Origin of the sequence: Microscilla marina ATCC 23134 (assembly GCF_000169175.1) — a bacterium.
Taxonomy (GTDB): Bacteria; Bacteroidota; Bacteroidia; order Cytophagales; family Microscillaceae; genus Microscilla; species Microscilla marina.
Genome location: NZ_AAWS01000026.1, coordinates 71,873 through 89,849 on the forward strand (window position 1 = coordinate 71,873; position 17,977 = coordinate 89,849).

At 41.6% G+C, this 17,977-nt stretch carries 14 protein-coding genes; 6 read left to right on the forward strand and 8 right to left on the reverse strand.

Features of this window, described 5'->3' with window-relative positions:
* The first annotated feature begins 148 nt into the window (after positions 1-148).
* The 3 genes from M23134_RS22075 to M23134_RS22085 all read left to right on the forward strand — a co-directional run bounded on the left by M23134_RS22075 (position 149) and on the right by M23134_RS22085 (position 4,390).
* Positions 149-2,794, forward strand: coding sequence for a S8 family serine peptidase (locus tag M23134_RS22075; RefSeq protein ID WP_045114097.1), 2,646 nt, complete (start codon positions 149-151; stop codon positions 2,792-2,794).
* Positions 2,795-2,927: 133 nt separating this feature from the next.
* Positions 2,928-3,815 carry an ankyrin repeat domain-containing protein gene (locus tag M23134_RS22080; RefSeq protein WP_004156208.1) on the forward strand — a complete coding sequence of 296 codons (888 nt, stop codon included), beginning with the start codon at positions 2,928-2,930 and terminating at the stop codon, positions 3,813-3,815.
* Positions 3,816-4,189: 374 nt separating this feature from the next.
* Positions 4,190-4,390 (forward strand): hypothetical protein, encoded by a 201-nt coding sequence (locus M23134_RS22085; protein WP_004156210.1) that lies wholly within the window; start codon positions 4,190-4,192, stop codon positions 4,388-4,390.
* Positions 4,391-4,499: 109 nt separating this feature from the next.
* On the opposite strand, the gene M23134_RS22090 is transcribed toward M23134_RS22085, so the two are convergent.
* The 3 genes from M23134_RS22090 to M23134_RS22100 are packed head-to-tail and all read right to left on the reverse strand — an operon-like array spanning position 4,500 to position 6,994.
* Positions 4,500-5,282 carry an ABC transporter permease gene (locus tag M23134_RS22090; RefSeq protein ID WP_004156212.1) on the reverse strand — a complete coding sequence of 261 codons (783 nt, stop codon included), beginning with the start codon at positions 5,280-5,282 and terminating at the stop codon, positions 4,500-4,502.
* Positions 5,283-5,295: 13 nt separating this feature from the next.
* The gene (locus tag M23134_RS22095; RefSeq protein ID WP_004156214.1) at positions 5,296-6,078 is read right to left on the reverse strand and encodes an ABC transporter permease; all 783 of its coding nucleotides are present in this window, start codon (positions 6,076-6,078) and stop codon (positions 5,296-5,298) included.
* A 1-nt stretch (position 6,079) separates the two neighbouring features.
* On the reverse strand, positions 6,080-6,994 hold the full coding sequence (locus tag M23134_RS22100; RefSeq protein ID WP_004156217.1) for an ABC transporter ATP-binding protein: 915 nt from the start codon (positions 6,992-6,994) through the stop codon (positions 6,080-6,082).
* 543 nt (positions 6,995-7,537) lie between these two features.
* Between M23134_RS22100 and M23134_RS22105 the strand changes: the two genes are divergently transcribed.
* A complete protein-coding gene (locus M23134_RS22105; RefSeq protein WP_157558588.1) occupies positions 7,538-8,614 on the forward strand; it encodes a sensor histidine kinase in 1,077 nt (358 codons plus the stop codon).
* Between the two features lie 312 nt (positions 8,615-8,926).
* On the opposite strand, the gene M23134_RS22110 is transcribed toward M23134_RS22105, so the two are convergent.
* From M23134_RS22110 to M23134_RS22120, 3 genes are all read right to left on the reverse strand, one after another.
* Positions 8,927-10,963, reverse strand: a complete 2,037-nt coding sequence (locus tag M23134_RS22110; protein ID WP_045114098.1) for a tetratricopeptide repeat protein — start codon at positions 10,961-10,963, stop codon at positions 8,927-8,929.
* Between the two features lie 182 nt (positions 10,964-11,145).
* Positions 11,146-12,633, reverse strand: a complete 1,488-nt coding sequence (locus tag M23134_RS22115) for a M28 family peptidase (RefSeq protein ID WP_045114099.1) — start codon at positions 12,631-12,633, stop codon at positions 11,146-11,148.
* Between the two features lie 106 nt (positions 12,634-12,739).
* Entirely contained in the window at positions 12,740-13,855 is a 1,116-nt protein-coding gene (locus M23134_RS22120; protein ID WP_004156224.1) for a glycosyltransferase family 4 protein, read from the reverse strand.
* Between the two features lie 138 nt (positions 13,856-13,993).
* Here M23134_RS22120 and M23134_RS22125 point away from each other — a divergent pair, with 138 nt between their 5' ends.
* Complete coding sequence (locus M23134_RS22125) at positions 13,994-15,040, forward strand: hypothetical protein (RefSeq protein ID WP_004156225.1); 1,047 nt, start codon at positions 13,994-13,996, stop codon at positions 15,038-15,040.
* 51 nt (positions 15,041-15,091) lie between these two features.
* On the opposite strand, the gene M23134_RS22130 is transcribed toward M23134_RS22125, so the two are convergent.
* Entirely contained in the window at positions 15,092-15,931 is an 840-nt protein-coding gene (locus M23134_RS22130) for a glycosyltransferase family 17 protein (protein WP_004156226.1), read from the reverse strand.
* 145 nt (positions 15,932-16,076) lie between these two features.
* Between M23134_RS22130 and M23134_RS22135 the strand changes: the two genes are divergently transcribed.
* Positions 16,077-16,838: an FkbM family methyltransferase gene (locus M23134_RS22135; RefSeq protein WP_004156228.1), complete on the forward strand. Its 762-nt coding sequence runs from the start codon at positions 16,077-16,079 to the stop codon at positions 16,836-16,838.
* 55 nt (positions 16,839-16,893) lie between these two features.
* Here M23134_RS22135 and M23134_RS22140 read toward each other — a convergent pair whose 3' ends face one another.
* Entirely contained in the window at positions 16,894-17,970 is a 1,077-nt protein-coding gene (locus M23134_RS22140; protein ID WP_004156229.1) for a glycosyltransferase family 4 protein, read from the reverse strand.
* Positions 17,971-17,977: the final 7 nt, after the last annotated feature.

Consider the following 17,977-nt stretch of genomic DNA (forward strand, 5'->3'; position numbering starts at 1 on the left):
CCTTTGTCTTTGAAACGACAAGGGCTTTTTTATTGGTGCTTATACCAATTGGTGATTGCTAAAATCCAAAAAGGTGACCTACGCTTTAGCTAAATTTTAGTAGATTAGCATAAAATTATATTACACAAGCACTTAAAAATAGATTAAAATGTATAGGAACCAACACCTGCTATTAAGGTTAATCATACTATTGACCCTCATCCCGTTTGTTACCTTAGCCCAACAACCGCCTGATAGACTTGCCAAGACAGCTGGGGCTACCACAAAAAAAATGGCCTTTAAGGTAGACAATTACTCCCGGTTTGTACAAGATATGCAAGCTTACCAGGCTGTAATAAGCATTGTAGACTATAATAAAGCAACTCAAACGGTAACTGTCAAAGCCAGCCCTCAGGCTTTCAAAAAGTACATTCAGTCTAATCGTCAGGTGCGCTCTTTTCAGGAAATACCTCTAAATGTAGCACGCACCAAAAGTACACAAAAGGAGCATGATTTTACTGTCAACCAAATCAATCGTTTGCAAAATGAGTTTCCAGCCTTGACAGGCGAAGGAATGTTGGTGTCGTTGCACGAGCCGTTGTTTAATACCAATGACATAGACCTGCGGGGGAGGTTTATATCTAAGGGTACAGAAGCTATATATGATTTTGCCAAGGCAGACCATCCTACCAATATGGCTACTTTTATTGCGGGGGCGGGCAACTCATCATCAAGGGGCAAAGGAGTAGCCTGGAAGGCCAACCTGACCTCATCGAACAATGCGGACACTTTGCCCGAAAGCGACACTTATTACCAAAATACGGGCATTATAGCACAAAACCATTCTTATGGGTTGAAGGGGCAGGTAAACAACGTGTATGACGATAAGGCTCGTGCTTTTGACCTAAGTGCCAACAACAACGATCAGTTGTTACATGTGGTATCGTCGGGAAATGATGGAACAATAGGCCCTACCGAAGGCAACTACAAAGGAGTGGTGGGGTATGCCAACTTATCAGGAAGTTTTAAGATGGCAAAAAATATTTTACACGTGGGAGCTATATCTGCCAACAAACAACTTTTACCTTTTAGCTCTAAAGGTCCCGCTTACGATGGCAGGATAAAGCCAGAGTTGGTAGCTTATGGAGGAAATGGAGGCGATTTTAGTGGAACTTCTAATGCTGCGGCTATTACTACCGGGATGGTTACTTTGTTACAGCAAGCCTATCAACAGCAAAAGGGGCAGTTTCCTTCGGCAACGTTGCTAAGGGCAGTGCTGATAAACAGCGCAGAAGATGTAGCCACTACAGGGGTAGACTTTAAGACTGGCTATGGCAATATAAACGTATACAGGGCACACCAAAACCTAATCGCAGAGCAATATGTAACTGGTACTGCTACCCAAGGCAATACCGCCAGTTTTGATATGAATGTGCCTGCCAATGCGACCCATCTAAAAATAACCTTGGTTTGGAATGATCCGGCGGCAGCAGTAAATGCCAGTAAAGCCTTGGTCAATGACTTGGACCTAAGCGTGACCCAAGCCACCAACACCTGGCTGCCTTGGGTGCTCAAAACTGCTGCAGATACCAATGTGTTGGCTTTGCCTGCTACTCGTGGCGAAGACCACCTGAACACCATAGAACAAGTCACCGTAGAAAACCCTGTGGCGGGCACTTATACTATTCGGGTAAAGGGGCACAACCTGGCAGTGGGCAATCAAGATTTTTATGTGGCTTACCAGTGGGAGGAGAAGGATAAATTTGTCTGGACTTTTCCTACAGCCAGCGATAATATGCACTCCCAGAGCGAAAATATCGACTATTTCAGGTGGGAGTCCACCTTTGCGGCTGGACAAACGGGCAAACTTGAACTAAGTCTGGACAACGGGCAAACCTGGGAAGTAATCGCGGCAAGTGTAGACCTGAGTCAGGAGGCGTATCGGTGGGAAGAGGCAAAAGATACTTTTGCATTGGCAATGGCACGTATGACAATCAATACACAAGCATTTGCCACCGAAACTTTTACTTTGTCTAAACCCCTGGAGGTGTCAGTAGGGTTTAATTGTGGCGACTCGGTCATGATTCAATGGGAAAAAGCACCCAATATTCAATCTTATACTGTATATGCTCCTGGTGCCAGGTTTTTGAGAAAACTGACCGAAACCACTGATACTGTTTTTATTTTTTATAAAAACCAGTTGGCAGATACATCGTTTACTATTGTACCTAATTTTAACGCCAACAAAAGCGGTATTCAAGCCATAGGTTATGACTATCGCAACAAAGTAGCTTGTTATATCGAGGGCTTTTTTGCCCAATCAAAGGTAGATACAGGCATTGTACTGAACCTTACACTTGCCACCACCTATGGAATAAAATCAATTGTGTATGAAAGAAAAAACGGAAGTGTATATGAGGCAATAGCTACGGTGGTGCCTGGTAGTACAGCCAAATTGACCCAAATCGACTTTACCCCTTTTCCGCGTTTAAATTCTTACCGTGCCCGTATTCTGTTTAACAATGGACAGGAAGTTTTGACAGAAGTAGCGCAGATACACTACCTGGATAAAGAACAGTTTATCTTTTTTCCAAACCCAGTTACCCGCAATCAGCCTTTAAATATATTCAGTAAAAACTTTCAGGATCAACGCATTTATTTCAAGCTGTACAATGCTCAAGGCAAAGTGGTATACAGTGATGCCTACAGCTCCGATCGTTTTTCGGTAGACCTTTCTAAGTACCCTTCGGGCTTGTATTATTATAGAATTACTACAGAAGGTGCACAAAAAACCGGGAAGCTTATACTTGAGTAATGATCAGTAAGTTTTTCTAAATGACTTCTAAAGCGCGTATATACCTAATATCGCGCTTTTTTTACGTCGATACTACTTCAGTTTTTGCCCATAACTTTGTAAGTTATAGTATTCACACCATCCAATCAAAACAATGTTTATGATTACGAACAAACACTTTCAGAGAACAAAAGTAAGGATACGTCAATTTACTTTTATATTTATTGGCTTTCTACTCTATGCTTGTAGTGGCAATACTCCAGGCGATAAACTACTAAAGGCGGCTGCCAGTGGAGATATAGAGGCAGTGAAAAAATGCTTGGATCAGGGAGCAGATATCAACTATCAAAGCTCAGGTATATTGTCACTGGAGCAAACCCCTTTGATGAAAGCGGCTAAAAATGGGCACTTAGATGCCGTAAAGTTTTTGATAGAAAAGGGCGCCAACATTAGCAAAGGTAATAGTGGCAAAGAAAACCCCATTACACTTGCTGCCAAGAAAAACCACTCCGAAATAGTACTCTATTTGATAGAAAAAGGCGAGAAGGTAAATTATAGAGAAACCAACTATGGCATGACAGCCTTGCACCATGCAGCACTTAATGGCAATCTAGAGCTGGTAAAAAAGCTGATGGCAAAAGGGGCAGATATGAAAATTCAAAACAAAGAAGAGGAAACCCCTTTTGCGGTAGCAGTATTTTACAAAAACCTTGGAGTTGCCAAGTATTTTTTGAGTAAGGGCGCCAACCCTAATCAATTGGGACGATACAAAAAACCTGTAATCATGCATGCGGCTGCCACCACTCGGCGCAACCGCCACATACTCCCCCCAGATGTAGAAGCAATGGTTAATCTGTTGCTTGCTTCGGGTGCAGACATCAACCAACAAGACATGGTAGGCAATACCGCATTAATTATGGCAGCCACCAAGGGCAGGGTAGGAGTGATGGATTTTTTGATAAAAAAAGGAGCAGATCAAAGCATTACCAACAACCAGGGGGCTACGGCACGGTCGGTGTTTGGGTCAAGGGCAAAGAAGTAATGTTTTTGTATAAGGTTTTGATTTTCAGTAAATTAACCTCTATTTTTGCTTGAATATTGTCATTGTTTTAGCTATATTTACTCTATCTTTTTATGGTAAAAAGATAGCCCAAGAGGTCTAAGTTTGGAGACTTCCCTCAAGGGCTTTTAGCTAAATTAAAATAATTTAACAATGCAAGTTAGTAATGGTTGAAAAATAAAGTCTCCATTTGGAGATAGAGATTTGCTACTGAGGCGAGGCATTTTTTGCGCTCGTAGCAGCGCTACGGGCAATAAAAATAACGAAGCATCAGGAGTAAAGGTCATTTCCTAAATCGAAAGGTTATTTTTTGTCCATTACTTAAGAAATTAAAATCGAGTAGTCAATCGCAGGTATTGGCAGGTGTAAATGTTGAGTTGTTCGAGAAGGGGTTTCAAACCAGGTTAGAGGCCTTTGCTTTAGACGCTAACGACTCGCTTGATTATTACCAAAGTCAAAACTTAGAAGCCCTGGAAGCTTTTCTGGAGTTAGCCGCCTACAAGGTGCAGCATTTGCGCAATGAGCTTGGGCTTATCAAAGCACTCAAAACTCAATAAAGTGATCTTATTTATGAAAGATCACAAACCAAACCCCCGATTCAATATTTTGAGTCGGGGGTTTTACTTTTGTATCTGACTGCTTCTGGTTTATGGTGAACCTAAAGAATTACACTACATCCCGCCGTTTGGCGTCCCAAAAGCCCATGAGCCAAATGGTCATGCCCCAACCTAAGCCCAGCCATACTTCTTGAGTAAACACCGTGGTTGAAGTTACTTTGCGTGGATCGCCGCCTACGTTCTGACCAGGCAAGGCATAAGGTGTGTACTTCATCCAATCAAAAAAATCACCGATAATTTCTACTGAAATCAAAGCAATGATGCCAATGCCAACAGACAGGGCAAAGTTACGGTACCTAAACGTAATCCATTGATGAATGCTCCAGATGCCCAAGGTAGAGATAAACGCCTTGGTGAGTAGCTTTATACTGTGTGAAAACTCCATAGGGTAGTTACCCATCTTTAAGTCAGGGTGCATGGCGTTCAATAACATGCCCGATAAAGGTTGCATCAATGAAAATACAAGCATAGCAAACAGTAGTGCCCCTATGCTAAACAGGCTCTTATGGAAATATACCGCCCAACGGGGTTGTGCTATAGCGTATAAATGTTTCCAGGAGTTACTTTTGTGCTCAATATTGTTGAGGAGGCTATTGATGATGGCCACAAACAAGATGATAAAAACCCCCGTAAGCAGGCTAAAGTTAATATTATAGATGGCTATCCAAGGGTTCATGCCTTTACGAATGATTCGCCCCGTGCCTGCTTCTTCATGGATGATAAGCACCACCAGTATATTAAGCGCCAGCGGACAAAGCAACAATAGCCAATAGACTATAGTGCGGTGAGTTTTGAGGTATTCGGCCCGTAAGCCTCTTAGAAGATAATTCATAGTTTTAATATTTTTAAGCCTTTACTTTGCGTCGTTGTACTTCCCAAAAACTAATTACCCAGACAACCGATCCAGAAATAATACTAAGCAATACTGGATGAGTAAACAGCGTGTGCATGTTTTTGGCATCTATTACACTTACTATAGGCAAGGCATACAAAAAATACTGGACGTGTTTCCAGCCCTGCAGCATCAACCCTGCACTTACTACCCCCAGCAGGGCTACTCCTATGTTGAGCCCAAAGTTGCTAAAGCGACGTGCCAGCCAATTGTGCAATACCCAAATAGAAAAAGAAGCTAAAAATATTTTGAGCGCCATCAATAAATTGAAAGCAATCATGGGGTTGTAATCCATAAAGTTCATGTGGGGCTTGATCAACGATATAATATAGCCCGACAAAAAAATGTATAGGGCAAAAATCAAGACTGTGGTAAAGTTGATCAACAAGCTAAATATATTTTTGCTTAGCTCTATGCTCCAGCCTGGTATGGGCAGTGTATAAAGATGTTTCCATGTATTGTGGCGGTGTTCGCGGGCGTAAATCATTCCATTGACCATCGCTATATATAGCGGCAAAAAGAATATACCAAGTACACGGTAGTGTACTGTGATAAATACCTCCCAGGGGTTTTTACCTTTAGCCACCGCGTTTGCCACCAATTTGCTGGTGCCCATGCTCATTCCTAAAAACAACAAAAACGCAATGGCAAAAGGGCAAAGAATCATGAGCCAGTATACCAAGGTGCCCCGGTATTTGATAAATTCGGCTTTGAGCTCTCTTATTAAATGTAGCATACTATCGAGGGTTTTGGGTAATGTCCATGAATAAATCTTCAAGCGATGACTCCTGCGGAGAAAGTTGGTATACTTCGAGCCCAGCCTTGAGCAAACTACTGTTTACCTGATGAATGACTGCATGTTCGTGGGCTTCTATCTTAAGCGTGCCATTTTGCCGCCCTATGATTGGTATATGCTGATCGGTCAATATTTCTGCTGCTTTGTCGCTGTCGTTTACCTCTAGCAGGGTAGAAGGTTTTTGTTGCTCGCGTAGCTCACCAATGCTGCCCTCAAAATGTAGTTTACCCTGGTGAATAATGCCCACGTGCGTGGCTACTTTCTCTACTTCGCTCAGTAGGTGACTCGACACAAATATGGTTTTCTGAAACTCTTGGTTGAGCCTGATAATCAATTCTCTGATTTCTTTGATTCCATTGGGGTCAAGCCCGTTGGTAGGCTCATCTAAAATGAGCAAATCGGGGTCGTTCAAAAAACTAAGCGCTAACCCCAGGCGTTGCTTCATGCCCAGTGAGTATTGCTTTACTCTGCGGTGAGCGTCATTGCTCAAACCTACAATCTCAAGCACTTCATCTATTCTTTTTTTGTCAATATTGCCAATAAGTGTACGGGTAATCTCCAGGTTTTTGCGTCCGCTTAAGTGTGGATATAAAGAAGGCATTTCGACCAAAGCCCCAATTTTGCGTAAAATCTCTACCCGGTGGTTGTTCAAATCTTGGTTAAATAGTGATACCTTGCCTTTGGTGGTTTTGATCAAACCAAGTAAAATTCTGATGGTTGTAGTTTTACCAGCCCCATTGGGTCCTAAAAAACCGTAAATACTGGCCTGGGGAACCTTTAGGCTCAAGTTGTGTAGTACTTTAAACTTGCCAAAGCTAAAGTCCAGCTGGTGGGTTTCTATAATATTTTTTTGCATAAATTTATCAATCGGTTATATGAATATTAATTAATCGTTATTGCACAGTACTATGCAATACAATGTATTAGTAGCAAAGGTAATAGTTTTCTTACAAGTCAAAGGTAAAAACTGAAAAGTATTTGTTAGAGGCATTATACCAAAGCCACTGTTTTACCTGCCGATGGGTATTTAAGGCTTAGTCGGTAAAATTACTCATTTAGTCTATGCTTTATCCTTTCAGGTATATTTCAAGTAGGTTTTACTTTATTTTGAGAGATATTTGTAATGTGTAAGAACTTGGTGGTACTCTACCCTACTATTTTTCGCCCTAATTTGTGTCTTCACAACCGAGTTTACGAGTCCTTAGATGCCGATGAATATCGGTGCTCAGCAAAGCTAAATCAACCTAACCATACGCCTAAAAACGACTTATTTTAGGGTTTCGACCGGTTGATGAAGACACACAACCGAGGCGAGGACGGTACTGAGATATTTGTAATGTGTAAAAACTTGGTGGCAAGCCTCCTACAGTTAAACTTTTTGCAAAAGTTATTTCATAAAATGACATTGGAAACATTTAAAGTAAAAAATGCGGGTAAAACCGCTAATATTACCCTTCACTTACTCTTTTGGGGCGTGCTTATTATTTTGTTGCTATTTCGCGACTACCAGTACTACGACCGATTTAAGAGCTATAGCATGGGGTATATGTTGCTGGGCTCATTTACTCATCTGGCAGTGGTTATGACTATGTTCTATGTCAACTACAAGTACATAGTTGCCCGTCATTTCAGAGCGCGTAGATTCAAAAAATTTGCCTTGTATATTTTTTTACTTTGGATGGTTGGCATTGTATGTCTTCTGGTAGACAGCTACTTATGGTATGCAGGTTTGAACTTTACCATGGGCGATAAACACCGCCCCTGGACTACCAAGATATGGACTAACCGTATCATTGGTGCCACATTTATCAGCTTTTTTTACCTGTGGTCGAGCACCCAAATTCGCATTATGATAGATTGGTTTCGCAGTGCCGAAGTACAAAAAGAGCTGGAAAATCAACGCCTCAAGGCAGAGTTGTCTATGCTCAAACTACAGGTAAGCCCCCATTTTTTGTTCAATACCCTCAATAATATCTACGCCCTTGCCTTTCAGCAACGTCCTCAGGCACCCGAAGCCATTCTTAAGCTGTCAGACATTATGCGTTATATGTTGTATGAAGCCAACGCTGAAAAAGTATCTTTGCAAAAAGAGATTACCTACATCCAAAACTTCATAGACCTTAACAAGCTACGCCTGCGTCATACCGAAGTTCACTTTAACCTTTGTGGCGATTATATAGGCAAGCAAATCGCACCTATGTTGCTGTTGCCACTGGTAGAAAATGCCTTTAAATATGGTGTAAGCGCCAAAAACCCTTCAGTGATTGACATTGACTTGAAAGTGGCAGATAACCAATTAATTTTTAGTACCCAAAACCAAATCTTCCAGCAAAACAGTGTGAAACGCCCCGAAGAAGGAGGAATAGGCTTAAATAATACCCGCAAGCGCCTTGAGTTCATGTATCCAGGGCAATATGAGTTTGACACGGTGGCTGATAATGGGGTATACTATACCTTACTGAAAGTGCGTTTGTAGAGGGGAGTATTCAGTTGCTGCTCGTGCCAAATACCATATATTACTTTATGCTAGTGCACTGAGGATTAAATAAATGCACTATTTATTCGAGGGTATTTTGTTTGCTGACGCACTTCAAAAAGTGCGCAGAGTTAGTTTACAATTCCGATGTATATCGGAACCGGAGCTACGCAAACTTTTTTAAGTAAAGTCAGCGAGCTAAAGACTCCGAATAACCGAGCCTATTTCTAAATCCCGATTCATTTCATCGGGGCAGCTATGCTGTGGCGAGCTCTGCGAAGCTAATGTGGTAGGAATTTAGTTTCCAGTGCACTAGAGTTTAAAACCCAAAATAGTAATGTCATCGCGTTGTTCAGCACCTTTTTGATACGTTTCTAGCGTATGCTCCAGCACCTCTTTTTGGTCGGAAAGAGACAGGTGGACATTACTTTCAATGAGCTTAAACAAGCGACGACTACTAAAAGACTCACGTGCGCGGTTGGGCGTGTCGGCAAAACCATCAGAAGTGAGGTAAAGCTGCTCCCCTTTGGCAAGAATCACTTCATTTTCTTTAAATGGACGGGGGGCGTAGTGAGAGAAATACCCCCCAATAAACTGTTTATCGCTCTTTACTTTTATCAATTTGTCTCCTTGAGTATAATACAATGGTCTACGCGACCCTGCATAAATTACTTTAAAGCGAGGGCAAGTTTCTTCGTTTTCCTCTATATCGGTTATTTTACAGAGAATAATGTCCATGCCCGCTTGATTTTTAGTGACTTCTTGCCGCAAAGAAGCTGTGAGCATAGTATTGAGTTCTTCCAGCATCAAGGCAGGGTTACTTATCTTTTTATTGACTATTTCGTTGAGCAAGGCGTAGCCCAACATAGACATCAAAGATCCCGCTACCCCGTGTCCTGTGCAATCGGCTACAGCCACATAACGCACCTTGCCTATTTGATACATCCAATAAAAATCGCCCGAAACAATGTCTTTAGGCAGGTATAACAAAAAGTGCTCACCCAATATGTCTTGCATCCTCTTGTCAAAAGGCAATATGGCCGACTGAATCAACTTTGCCGCCCTTATACTATTGGTTACTTGTTGGTTACGCAGTGTCAACATTTCGGTTTTGGTGAGTAGTTTTTCCCGGCTACGTACCAGTAAACGGTTAACTTCATTGATTTCTGCCGACTGTTGCCCCATCAGTTTTCGTGCCTTTCGATCTTTGCGACTACTGCGGTAAAGCACAAAAGCCAGTAAAAGCATTAGTCCCAACCCAATGATAGTACTATAAGAAATAATTTTATGTCGACGAATAGTCGCTTTTTTTAAGTCTAGGTCTTTCTCGAGCAACACCCGTTCTTTTCTTTCGGTTACCATTTCAAACTGGTGCTGTAGTGCCGCTATTTGTACACTCGCATTTACACTCATCAAACTGTCGCGGAGCCTGGTGTATAACAAATGATATTCAAGCGCTTCTTTGTGTTTTTTTTGTTTGGCAGCCAGCGCATACAAACTTTCGTAAGTTTCTATAATACGCATATTTGCTCCAGCATCTTGCGCTATTTTTAGCGCCCTATCGTACAAAGCCTTTGCTTTAGTAGGTTGTCCCTTTTCTGCCAGTAAGTCGCCCATATTGTCTAAGGTAGCTGCTTTCATGTGTTTTATCTCAGCATCTTTTTGGTTGATGATGAGCGATTTTTCATACCATTTCAAGGCTTCTGCATACTTTTTCATTCTTGCAAACACCAGCCCCATATTATTGTAAGAAGCCACCAACCCTTTGGTAAGTTGAAGCTCTTCTCTGTGTTGTATAGAGTTGCCAAAATACTGCAAGGCTTTGTCATAGTCTTTGGTATAAAAATACGCTACCCCAATGTTGTTATAAGCCAAGGCAATTTCTTCTTTGAAGCCAAATTTTTCGGCCAGGTCAAGTGCCAGGTCAGAGTATTGATGAGTTTTGGACGTATTTAGTTGCCGGCGATACAACAGGGCAATGTAGTTGTAGGTATGGGTTATGCCCAGCCAGTTGTTAAGTTGTTGATAAATGCTCAATTGTTTGAGGAAGTGATCCAGTGCGCGCTCGTGCACTGTTTGTGCCATCAATGCTTGCCCCATTAGCCCATGGGCTTTAGCTTGTGCTGGAAGGTCTTTTTTTTGATAAGCAATGCGTAGCGCACTTTGAGCGAGTTGCTTGGCTTGGTCAGGGCTACTGTCCAGCAATTGTTGTCCTTGGGTAAGCAGTTGTTTTATGTTTGATTGAGAGGTTTTGGGGGTTGTGGTAGTATCTTGGGCATATAACATCGCAGTTCCTGCCAAAAACCATAGCATAATGGTTAAAAACCTGAAGTATTGCCTGATGTCCATATACATTGTTGGATAGATAAAAAATACATGTCAGCGCAACAAACGCCTGCACAGTTGTTTTGAATATTTAATATAACCATTCTTACGAAGAATCATAGGTACTACGTCCCTAAAAAACCATTTAATAAATTTTCAGGCTTATCAAATGGTTTTTCAAAATGCTACGCTGCTTATTTTAACTTTTATTTATCTACTACCAGGCGTTTATCACGGTTGGCCACCTTCCATGCAGTATGAAAAATCAATCGGGTAATTTTTTCCATCTTAGGAAAATGAATTTTGTCTACAGTATCAGTAGGGCGGTGGTAGTCGACATGGGTACCGTTGAAATAAAAAATTACAGGAATACGGTTTTTGGCAAAGTTGTAATGGTCTGAGCGGTAGTAAAAACGATTGGGGTCGTTCTTGTCATTGTAGGTGTAGTCTAGTTTCAGGCGGGTGTATGTTTTGTTAGCTACTTCACTCAGCTGATGTAGTTCAGTAGATAGTTTATCGGCGCCTATCAAATAAATATAGTCAGGGTCGGTTTTGTAGCGGGTGTCAATACGCCCTATCATGTCAATGTTTAGATTGGCTACCGTATTTTTTAGCGGAAATACCGGGTCTACATCAGTATAAAACTGAGAACCATACAACCCTATTTCTTCACCTGCCACCGTAATAAACAAAATGCTGCGACGTGGGCCTTTTCCTGCTTGTTTTGCTTTGGCAAATGCTTCGGCAAGCTCCATTACAGCCACGGTGCCCGAACCATCGTCGTCTGCGCCATTGTTTATTTTGCCATTACTACCCAGGCCTATATGGTCATAATGTGCCGAAATTACCAATATTTCATCTTTCTTATCAGTACCTTCCAGCAAACCCAATACATTCTCTGACTTGAGCGTTATTTTTTGTTGTTGTGTAGCTTTGGCCGTGATTGCTTTGCCCGATGTGCCTATAGGTAGCTTTTTACCAATCAGGGTTGCTTCGTCGGTGTTGAGCAAAGCAGTGGCTAAAGCAGGCGATACATAAAACACCATTTTGCTAGTTTCATCAGGTTTACTCAAGTGAGGCCCTACCCAACGTTTGAGGTAATAGGCATTGAAGTTTACCAACTCCTTAAAATCGGCTTGAGTATTGGCACGTAGTACAAACAATGCTTTTGCCCCTAAGTTGAGCGCTACCTCTCCCTTTTTCATAGCTTCTGCATGGTTTTTAGCAAAAAACACCACTCCTTTGCCTGGCACATTGGCTTGTTTCATTTCTTGAGCTGTGCCCTCACCAGCATACACCGCCTGGCAGGTAAACGGGCTTTTTTGGGTTGATATACCTATGGCAAACACATCTCGAAGAAACTGGTATTTTTTACCGTTGGCTTCTACCGACACATCTTTCCATTTGGTACTTTTCATGGCAAACTTCTGGAAGTAACTCATCCCAGCAGACGTTTTTACCGGAGCTTGTAATCCTAGTTTTTTAAAGTGGCTGGCAATGTATTTGGCGGCTTTTTTTTGCCCACGGGTTCCAGTACGTCGCCCTTCCATGCTATCGGCAGCCACTATGTGCAAGTGCCGCGATAAGTCTTCTTGAGTAATGGTTTGGGCAAACTTTACTGCGGAGACATCTTTTTGTGCCCATCCAGTGGCTGAAAGCACCCCCAGCCCCATCATTATTATTAGTTTTCTCATCATAGTTTGTCTTTAGTTGGGAAGCAATTATCTGGTTATTAACGCATACATTGCACATTGTGGTTAACCAAAAGCCTTGATAAAATTACTTTATCTCGTATGCTGCTTATAAATGCTCAAACAACGCTTCTATTTTGGTACATTGTGTTGTGTGGGAGTAGTTTTCTTTGGCACGTTTTCGACCAATCTCAATGAGCTGTTCACGTAATTGATGGTCATGATAGATTTTTTTCAATGCTTCCGCCATGGCTTGTTCGTTTTCGGGGGGAATCAAGATACCCGCTTTGCCATAGTCGAGCAGTTCGGTAGTACCGCCAGCATCTGTACCAATCACAGGTAAGCCCGACGCCATCGCCTCTACCGTTACCATGCCAAAAGGCTCAGAGCGCGACGCCATGACAAACACGTCTAATGCCGCAAAAGCCTTGGGAGCATCATCTACAAATGGCCTAAAGTGAATCAAATCCATCAAATGTCGTTCTACTGCCATTTTTTCAAGATAACGCAAATGTCCCTTCTCACCACCTACTGTTTCGGCGCCTATGCACAAACCATATATGTGCAAGTCTTGGTGTTCTAGTATCTCTACGGCTTTTATCAGGTACTCTTGCCCTTTTTCTTTGTCTATACGTCCAATAATACCTGCCACAAAAGCATTGGGTGGAATCTTAAATGCCTTGCGTGACTCTTCCCGGTGTTTCATTGCATCGGCAAAACGACCTACCTCTATAGTAAGCGGTATTACGTGTACTTTTTGTTCTGCAATACCTGTGTTCTGTAGCAATTGTTTTTTGAGCAAATCAAGCGGTACTATCCAGGCATCCAGGCGTTTATAAAAATACCTGTGGTACAAATCTCGCTTGCGGTGTTTCATCTGCATTTGCTGCAAATACACTGCTTTGAGGGGTTGTTGTGAGTAGCGCTTGCTCATAATGCCTATATAAAAGTGCTCGTAGTGCCCTATGAGCAACGTAGGTATTTGTGCCTTGTCGAGCAAACGTGCCAAACGTCGTGCTGCCCCAAATTTGAAATGTTTGCCTTTACATACATAATGGTGCGTTGTTACACCTGCTTCTTTGGCTTTGTTGGAAATGGTAGAGCCATCACGGCAAAAAATACTGATTTGATGCCCGCGTTCAGTAAGCCACTTTGCCAAATTTAAAATATTGATCTCTAACCCTCCCCAGGCATCAGAACTACATAAAATCCCTGTTTTTATCATATCTTTTCCCCTTGTTCAGTACAGCAAATTAGAGCGCAAAATTATATGAAATCATAAAAAAAGATGGTTACTTTGTCGTTTTATTTTCATATTTCTTAAGCCTTTAGCTAAGGCTATCAGCAAACAAGATTGTAGACAATGAGGTTATTTGGGTTTTCGCTTTTGCGTAATGGAGTCAAGTATGATTATAGTTTTCACGAGAGTTTGACTTCTTTGAGTGGCATCACAGAAAAAATATACCTGGCGTTGGGTGAGGGAGAAGACAACACCGAAGAAGTGCTGCAACAGTATGATTTTTTGCACATTATATCTACTGTATGGGACCATAATATACGTAAAAGCGGGCTTATTTTGTCGCAACAAACCAACATCGCCCTAGATGCTTTGCGTAAAGATTTTGACCAGGAACCTGGCACCTGGGGGGTTTACCTACAGGCTGATGAAGTGATCAATGAAGAAGATTATGAAAAAATGAAACGTGACATTGCGTATGCCAACGAGCATGGCTACGACGCAGTGCGTTTTCGTTACCTTCACTTTTGGTCTAGTCACAACAAAATAGCCATTGACTTTCAGTGGTACCCACAAGAGATAAGAGCTGTACGCTTAAAGAGTAGCATAAAAAGTTGTTTGGATGCCCAAGGCTTCGAAGGGTTTAAAAAAGTGTACGACAGCGATGCTTTTATTTATCATTATGGGCACGCCCGCAGCGATGAGGGGTACGAAGAAAAATACAAAGAATTTCATAAATGGTGGCATACATCTGAAAAAGCCATTGCCCGCTCAAAACGAAAATTTGAAAAACGCACCAGTGAGCGCACCCTGAAGTTATTACCTTACTTTGGCACGCATCCTTCTTTGATGAAAAAACGCATTGAAGAAGCAAACGATGTATTTGAGCAGGCTCCTGTAAAAGCAGTATATATATTGGCAGACAAAAGCTTGTTTTCAGACGAGTTTATTGCCAAAATAAACGCAGAGCAAGTACATTGGGTCACTGAAGGCAATTACAAAAAAGCACCTAAAGATCAATTGGTGATTTTACGCCCTGGTTTTTGGCAAAAGTTGCGTTATAAGTCTGAAGTTCCGCTCAAAACCCATTCAGATCTTGCCCGCCCCTGGACTGTCGAGACCATTTTGACCCTGAAACTTGCCGAGAAAGACATTGGGTTGAAAAAGATCTAAGCCAAAACACAGGGTGGTGTTGTCGCAACCCTACACCATTGCTACCAAAAGTTATTTTTTGATCAAATGTGGGTATTTATTGGGGTTGCTTTGAATGTACTGGGGCATTGTATCATCTAAATCAATAAATTTAAACGAGGTGTTGGTGTCAAACAAATCTTTGCCTTTAGATATAATCTCTTCTACCCTTTTTTCATCTTTATAATAACTGGCGTTAAATTCGGCGTGGGCATAAGCTTCTAGTTTTTGAATGATTTTTTGGGTGCCTCCCAAATAGCTAAAGTGCCAACCCCCATCCTCTATTACTGTAGTGTGGGCGTTTTCAAATTCACGCCACAAGCGAGCTTTCTTCACTGTTTTCAACGCTTTGTAATGACACATCACTGTGCCTCGCCAGTAACCTAAGCCATTTTTGTTGGGCTGAGCTATTCGGGGTTTGTCACCTGTATCGTAATAGGTACATAAGCCGTTGAGGTAATAAAAAAACAGCCTTTGCTCAAATACTTTAATACCTGATGTGTCTTTATAAGCGGCTACTTTTGCCGGATGAGGTATTTCATCTATGTCAGATATAATGACCACATCGTTGGGTTGGCAATTGACCAAGCCTTGCTTGATTTGTTCTCGTTGGTAGTTTTCGTAGTCCCAAGTGGTAGGCACCCTGAATTTGGCAAAAAAACCAGGGTATTGATCCACCACAATGTGAATAATTTTATCTAAAAAAGGCGCAAAACGCGCTTTATTTTGCTCAAAATGCAATGGTTTTTCTTTTTTCTGAAAAGTTCGTGTGGCTTCTACCAATACAAATTTATCTACAACATCATTCAACTCATTCAGCCTGATTTCCAACAAATCTAGTTCATTGAAAAACACAAAACAATCATAAACCATAAGCTTATTATCCTCATTTTTTCTATAAAACTAAGTATATGGCACAAAGATATTATAAACTATAAAAAAGTAGTAGTTTTGGCATCTCAAAATAATTCAAACAGACCTGAAGGTCATCTGTTTGCTCAACATTTGGTTTTAGATTATGAAGAAGTATGTCAATTTGATTAGGTTTACTAAAAACTGGCCTAATTATTTTTATGCTAAATACTTAGACAAAAAACAGGAGCCTATTCATTTTGTGGGAAAAAACAATGTACAGCTGGAAGTGCCCCGCGAAATTATTGCCATTTTTAAGGAAATATATATGGAAGATTTGTACCGCTTATCTTTCTTGAAAGAACACCTACCCAAAGACCCTAAAATTGTAGATATTGGGGCAAACGTGGGCTTTTTTGCTACTTTTATGGCAGATCATTTTCCCCAGTCAAGCATCTATGCTTTTGAGCCTTTACTTACCAATTTTACCCAACTTAAGCAAAACTGTGCGCTGAACCCAGACCGACAAATGGTGGCTAAAAACCAAGCCGTTTCGGGCAAACCAGGGTCTATCACTTTGTACTACAACCCCGACAAAACACTTACGCCCTTAGCGTCTACCTCAGCATCTTTTGATAACAAAAATGTGCAAAAAACAGAAGTAGAGGCAGTGACAGTAGAACAAATCATGGATGAGTACAACTTAGACAAGATTGATTTACTTAAACTGGATTGCGAAGGAGCAGAGTACGATATTTTGTATAACATGCCCACCCATTTATTTGACAAAATAGGAATGATGACAATGGAGGTGCACAATGGTGATGTACCTCGTGAAAACTTAAATGATTTGAAAAAGTTTTTAACCGAGTTGGGCTACCAAATTCGCACCAGAGGCGATGATTTTGTGTGGGCTTGGCGTGCATAAGTAGCAAGCAGTTAGCCACAAGCGACAAGTGTCTGTGCTTGTCGCTTGTAATTCATCAAATATTAGCCACTTGCTGATATACATCCAGTGTTTGGGCTGCACAGCGTTGCCAGGTAAAGTCATTGTAACGGGCTTGCCCCTGATCAATCAGCGACTGGCGCAAGGTTTCATCATCAATCAAATGGGTCATTGCTTCGGCAATGGCTTCAGGTTGGTAAGGGTTGGTATGCAGGGCGGCGTCACCGCTTACTTCCAATGTAGCTCCCAAGTTGCTGGTAATCACCGGACACCGCTTTTGCATGGCCTCTAGTATAGGAATACCAAACCCCTCGTATGCCGACGGAAACACAAAACTAAATGCGTGTTTGTACAACGAGGCAAGAGTAAGGTTGTCTACAAACCCTAAATACAAAATTTGAGCACTTGCCGGGCTGTTTTGCATATAATCAATCAGTTCATGGGCAAATTCCTGATTGCCTCCTTTGCCTCCCACAATCACCAACCTAAAGTCAGGGTATTGTTCGTGTATTTGTTCAAAAGCCTGTACCAATTGCCACACATTTTTGCGTTTTTCGAGGCTACCCACTGACAAAAAATAAGGAAAGTCATAAATTGCTCCCTTATCGTCGGTATTCAGATGATCTACCCCATGATAAATGCTGGTAACCCTGCCTTCAAATCTGGGGTAATACTTTAGAAACTCTTCTTTGGCAAACTCCGACACAGTAATTACATGATCGGGTTGGCCTTCGTACACCATTTTGTCAAACCTTGCCTTGCCCCAAGCCGCAAATTCAGGCGTCACAATACCCTCTTGAAACACAATCATGTCGTGTACTGTTACCACCTTTTTTATTTTTTTGAGGGCAGGTATTGTAAAATCGGGACCGTGAAAAACATCACATTTTTTGAGCCAGGTAAACTGTTTTAGCGGCAAGTAAGGCTCAAGGGCTATGCCTGGAATATGTTGACGCATAAAATGGGTTTTTCTAAACCGTGAAGCCTTGTATGCTCCTGTCAAGCAGAGTTGCTCTTGTTTGAGCAATTGCTTTGATAAGTTTTTGATATACACCCCTATACCAGTAATCTCGGCATAGTCTATTGTAGACAAATCTAGTTTTACGTTCAGCACAACAGTA

Excerpts from the sequence above, each read along its gene's own strand:
- M23134_RS22075 (WP_045114097.1), top strand. The coding sequence starts at position 149 with ATGTATAGGAACCAACACCTGCTATTAAGGTTAATCATACTATTGACC.
- M23134_RS22080 (WP_004156208.1), top strand. The coding sequence starts at position 2,928 with ATGTTTATGATTACGAACAAACACTTTCAGAGAACAAAAGTAAGGATA.
- M23134_RS22090 (WP_004156212.1), bottom strand. The coding sequence starts at position 5,282 with ATGAATTATCTTCTAAGAGGCTTACGGGCCGAATACCTCAAAACTCAC.
- M23134_RS22095 (WP_004156214.1), bottom strand. The coding sequence starts at position 6,078 with ATGCTACATTTAATAAGAGAGCTCAAAGCCGAATTTATCAAATACCGG.
- M23134_RS22100 (WP_004156217.1), bottom strand. The coding sequence starts at position 6,994 with ATGCAAAAAAATATTATAGAAACCCACCAGCTGGACTTTAGCTTTGGC.
- M23134_RS22105 (WP_157558588.1), top strand. The coding sequence starts at position 7,538 with ATGACATTGGAAACATTTAAAGTAAAAAATGCGGGTAAAACCGCTAAT.
- M23134_RS22110 (WP_045114098.1), bottom strand. The coding sequence starts at position 10,963 with ATGGACATCAGGCAATACTTCAGGTTTTTAACCATTATGCTATGGTTT.
- M23134_RS22115 (WP_045114099.1), bottom strand. The coding sequence starts at position 12,633 with ATGAGAAAACTAATAATAATGATGGGGCTGGGGGTGCTTTCAGCCACT.
- M23134_RS22120 (WP_004156224.1), bottom strand. The coding sequence starts at position 13,855 with ATGATAAAAACAGGGATTTTATGTAGTTCTGATGCCTGGGGAGGGTTA.
- M23134_RS22125 (WP_004156225.1), top strand. The coding sequence starts at position 13,994 with ATGAGGTTATTTGGGTTTTCGCTTTTGCGTAATGGAGTCAAGTATGAT.
- M23134_RS22130 (WP_004156226.1), bottom strand. The coding sequence starts at position 15,931 with ATGGTTTATGATTGTTTTGTGTTTTTCAATGAACTAGATTTGTTGGAA.
- M23134_RS22135 (WP_004156228.1), top strand. The coding sequence starts at position 16,077 with ATGAAGAAGTATGTCAATTTGATTAGGTTTACTAAAAACTGGCCTAAT.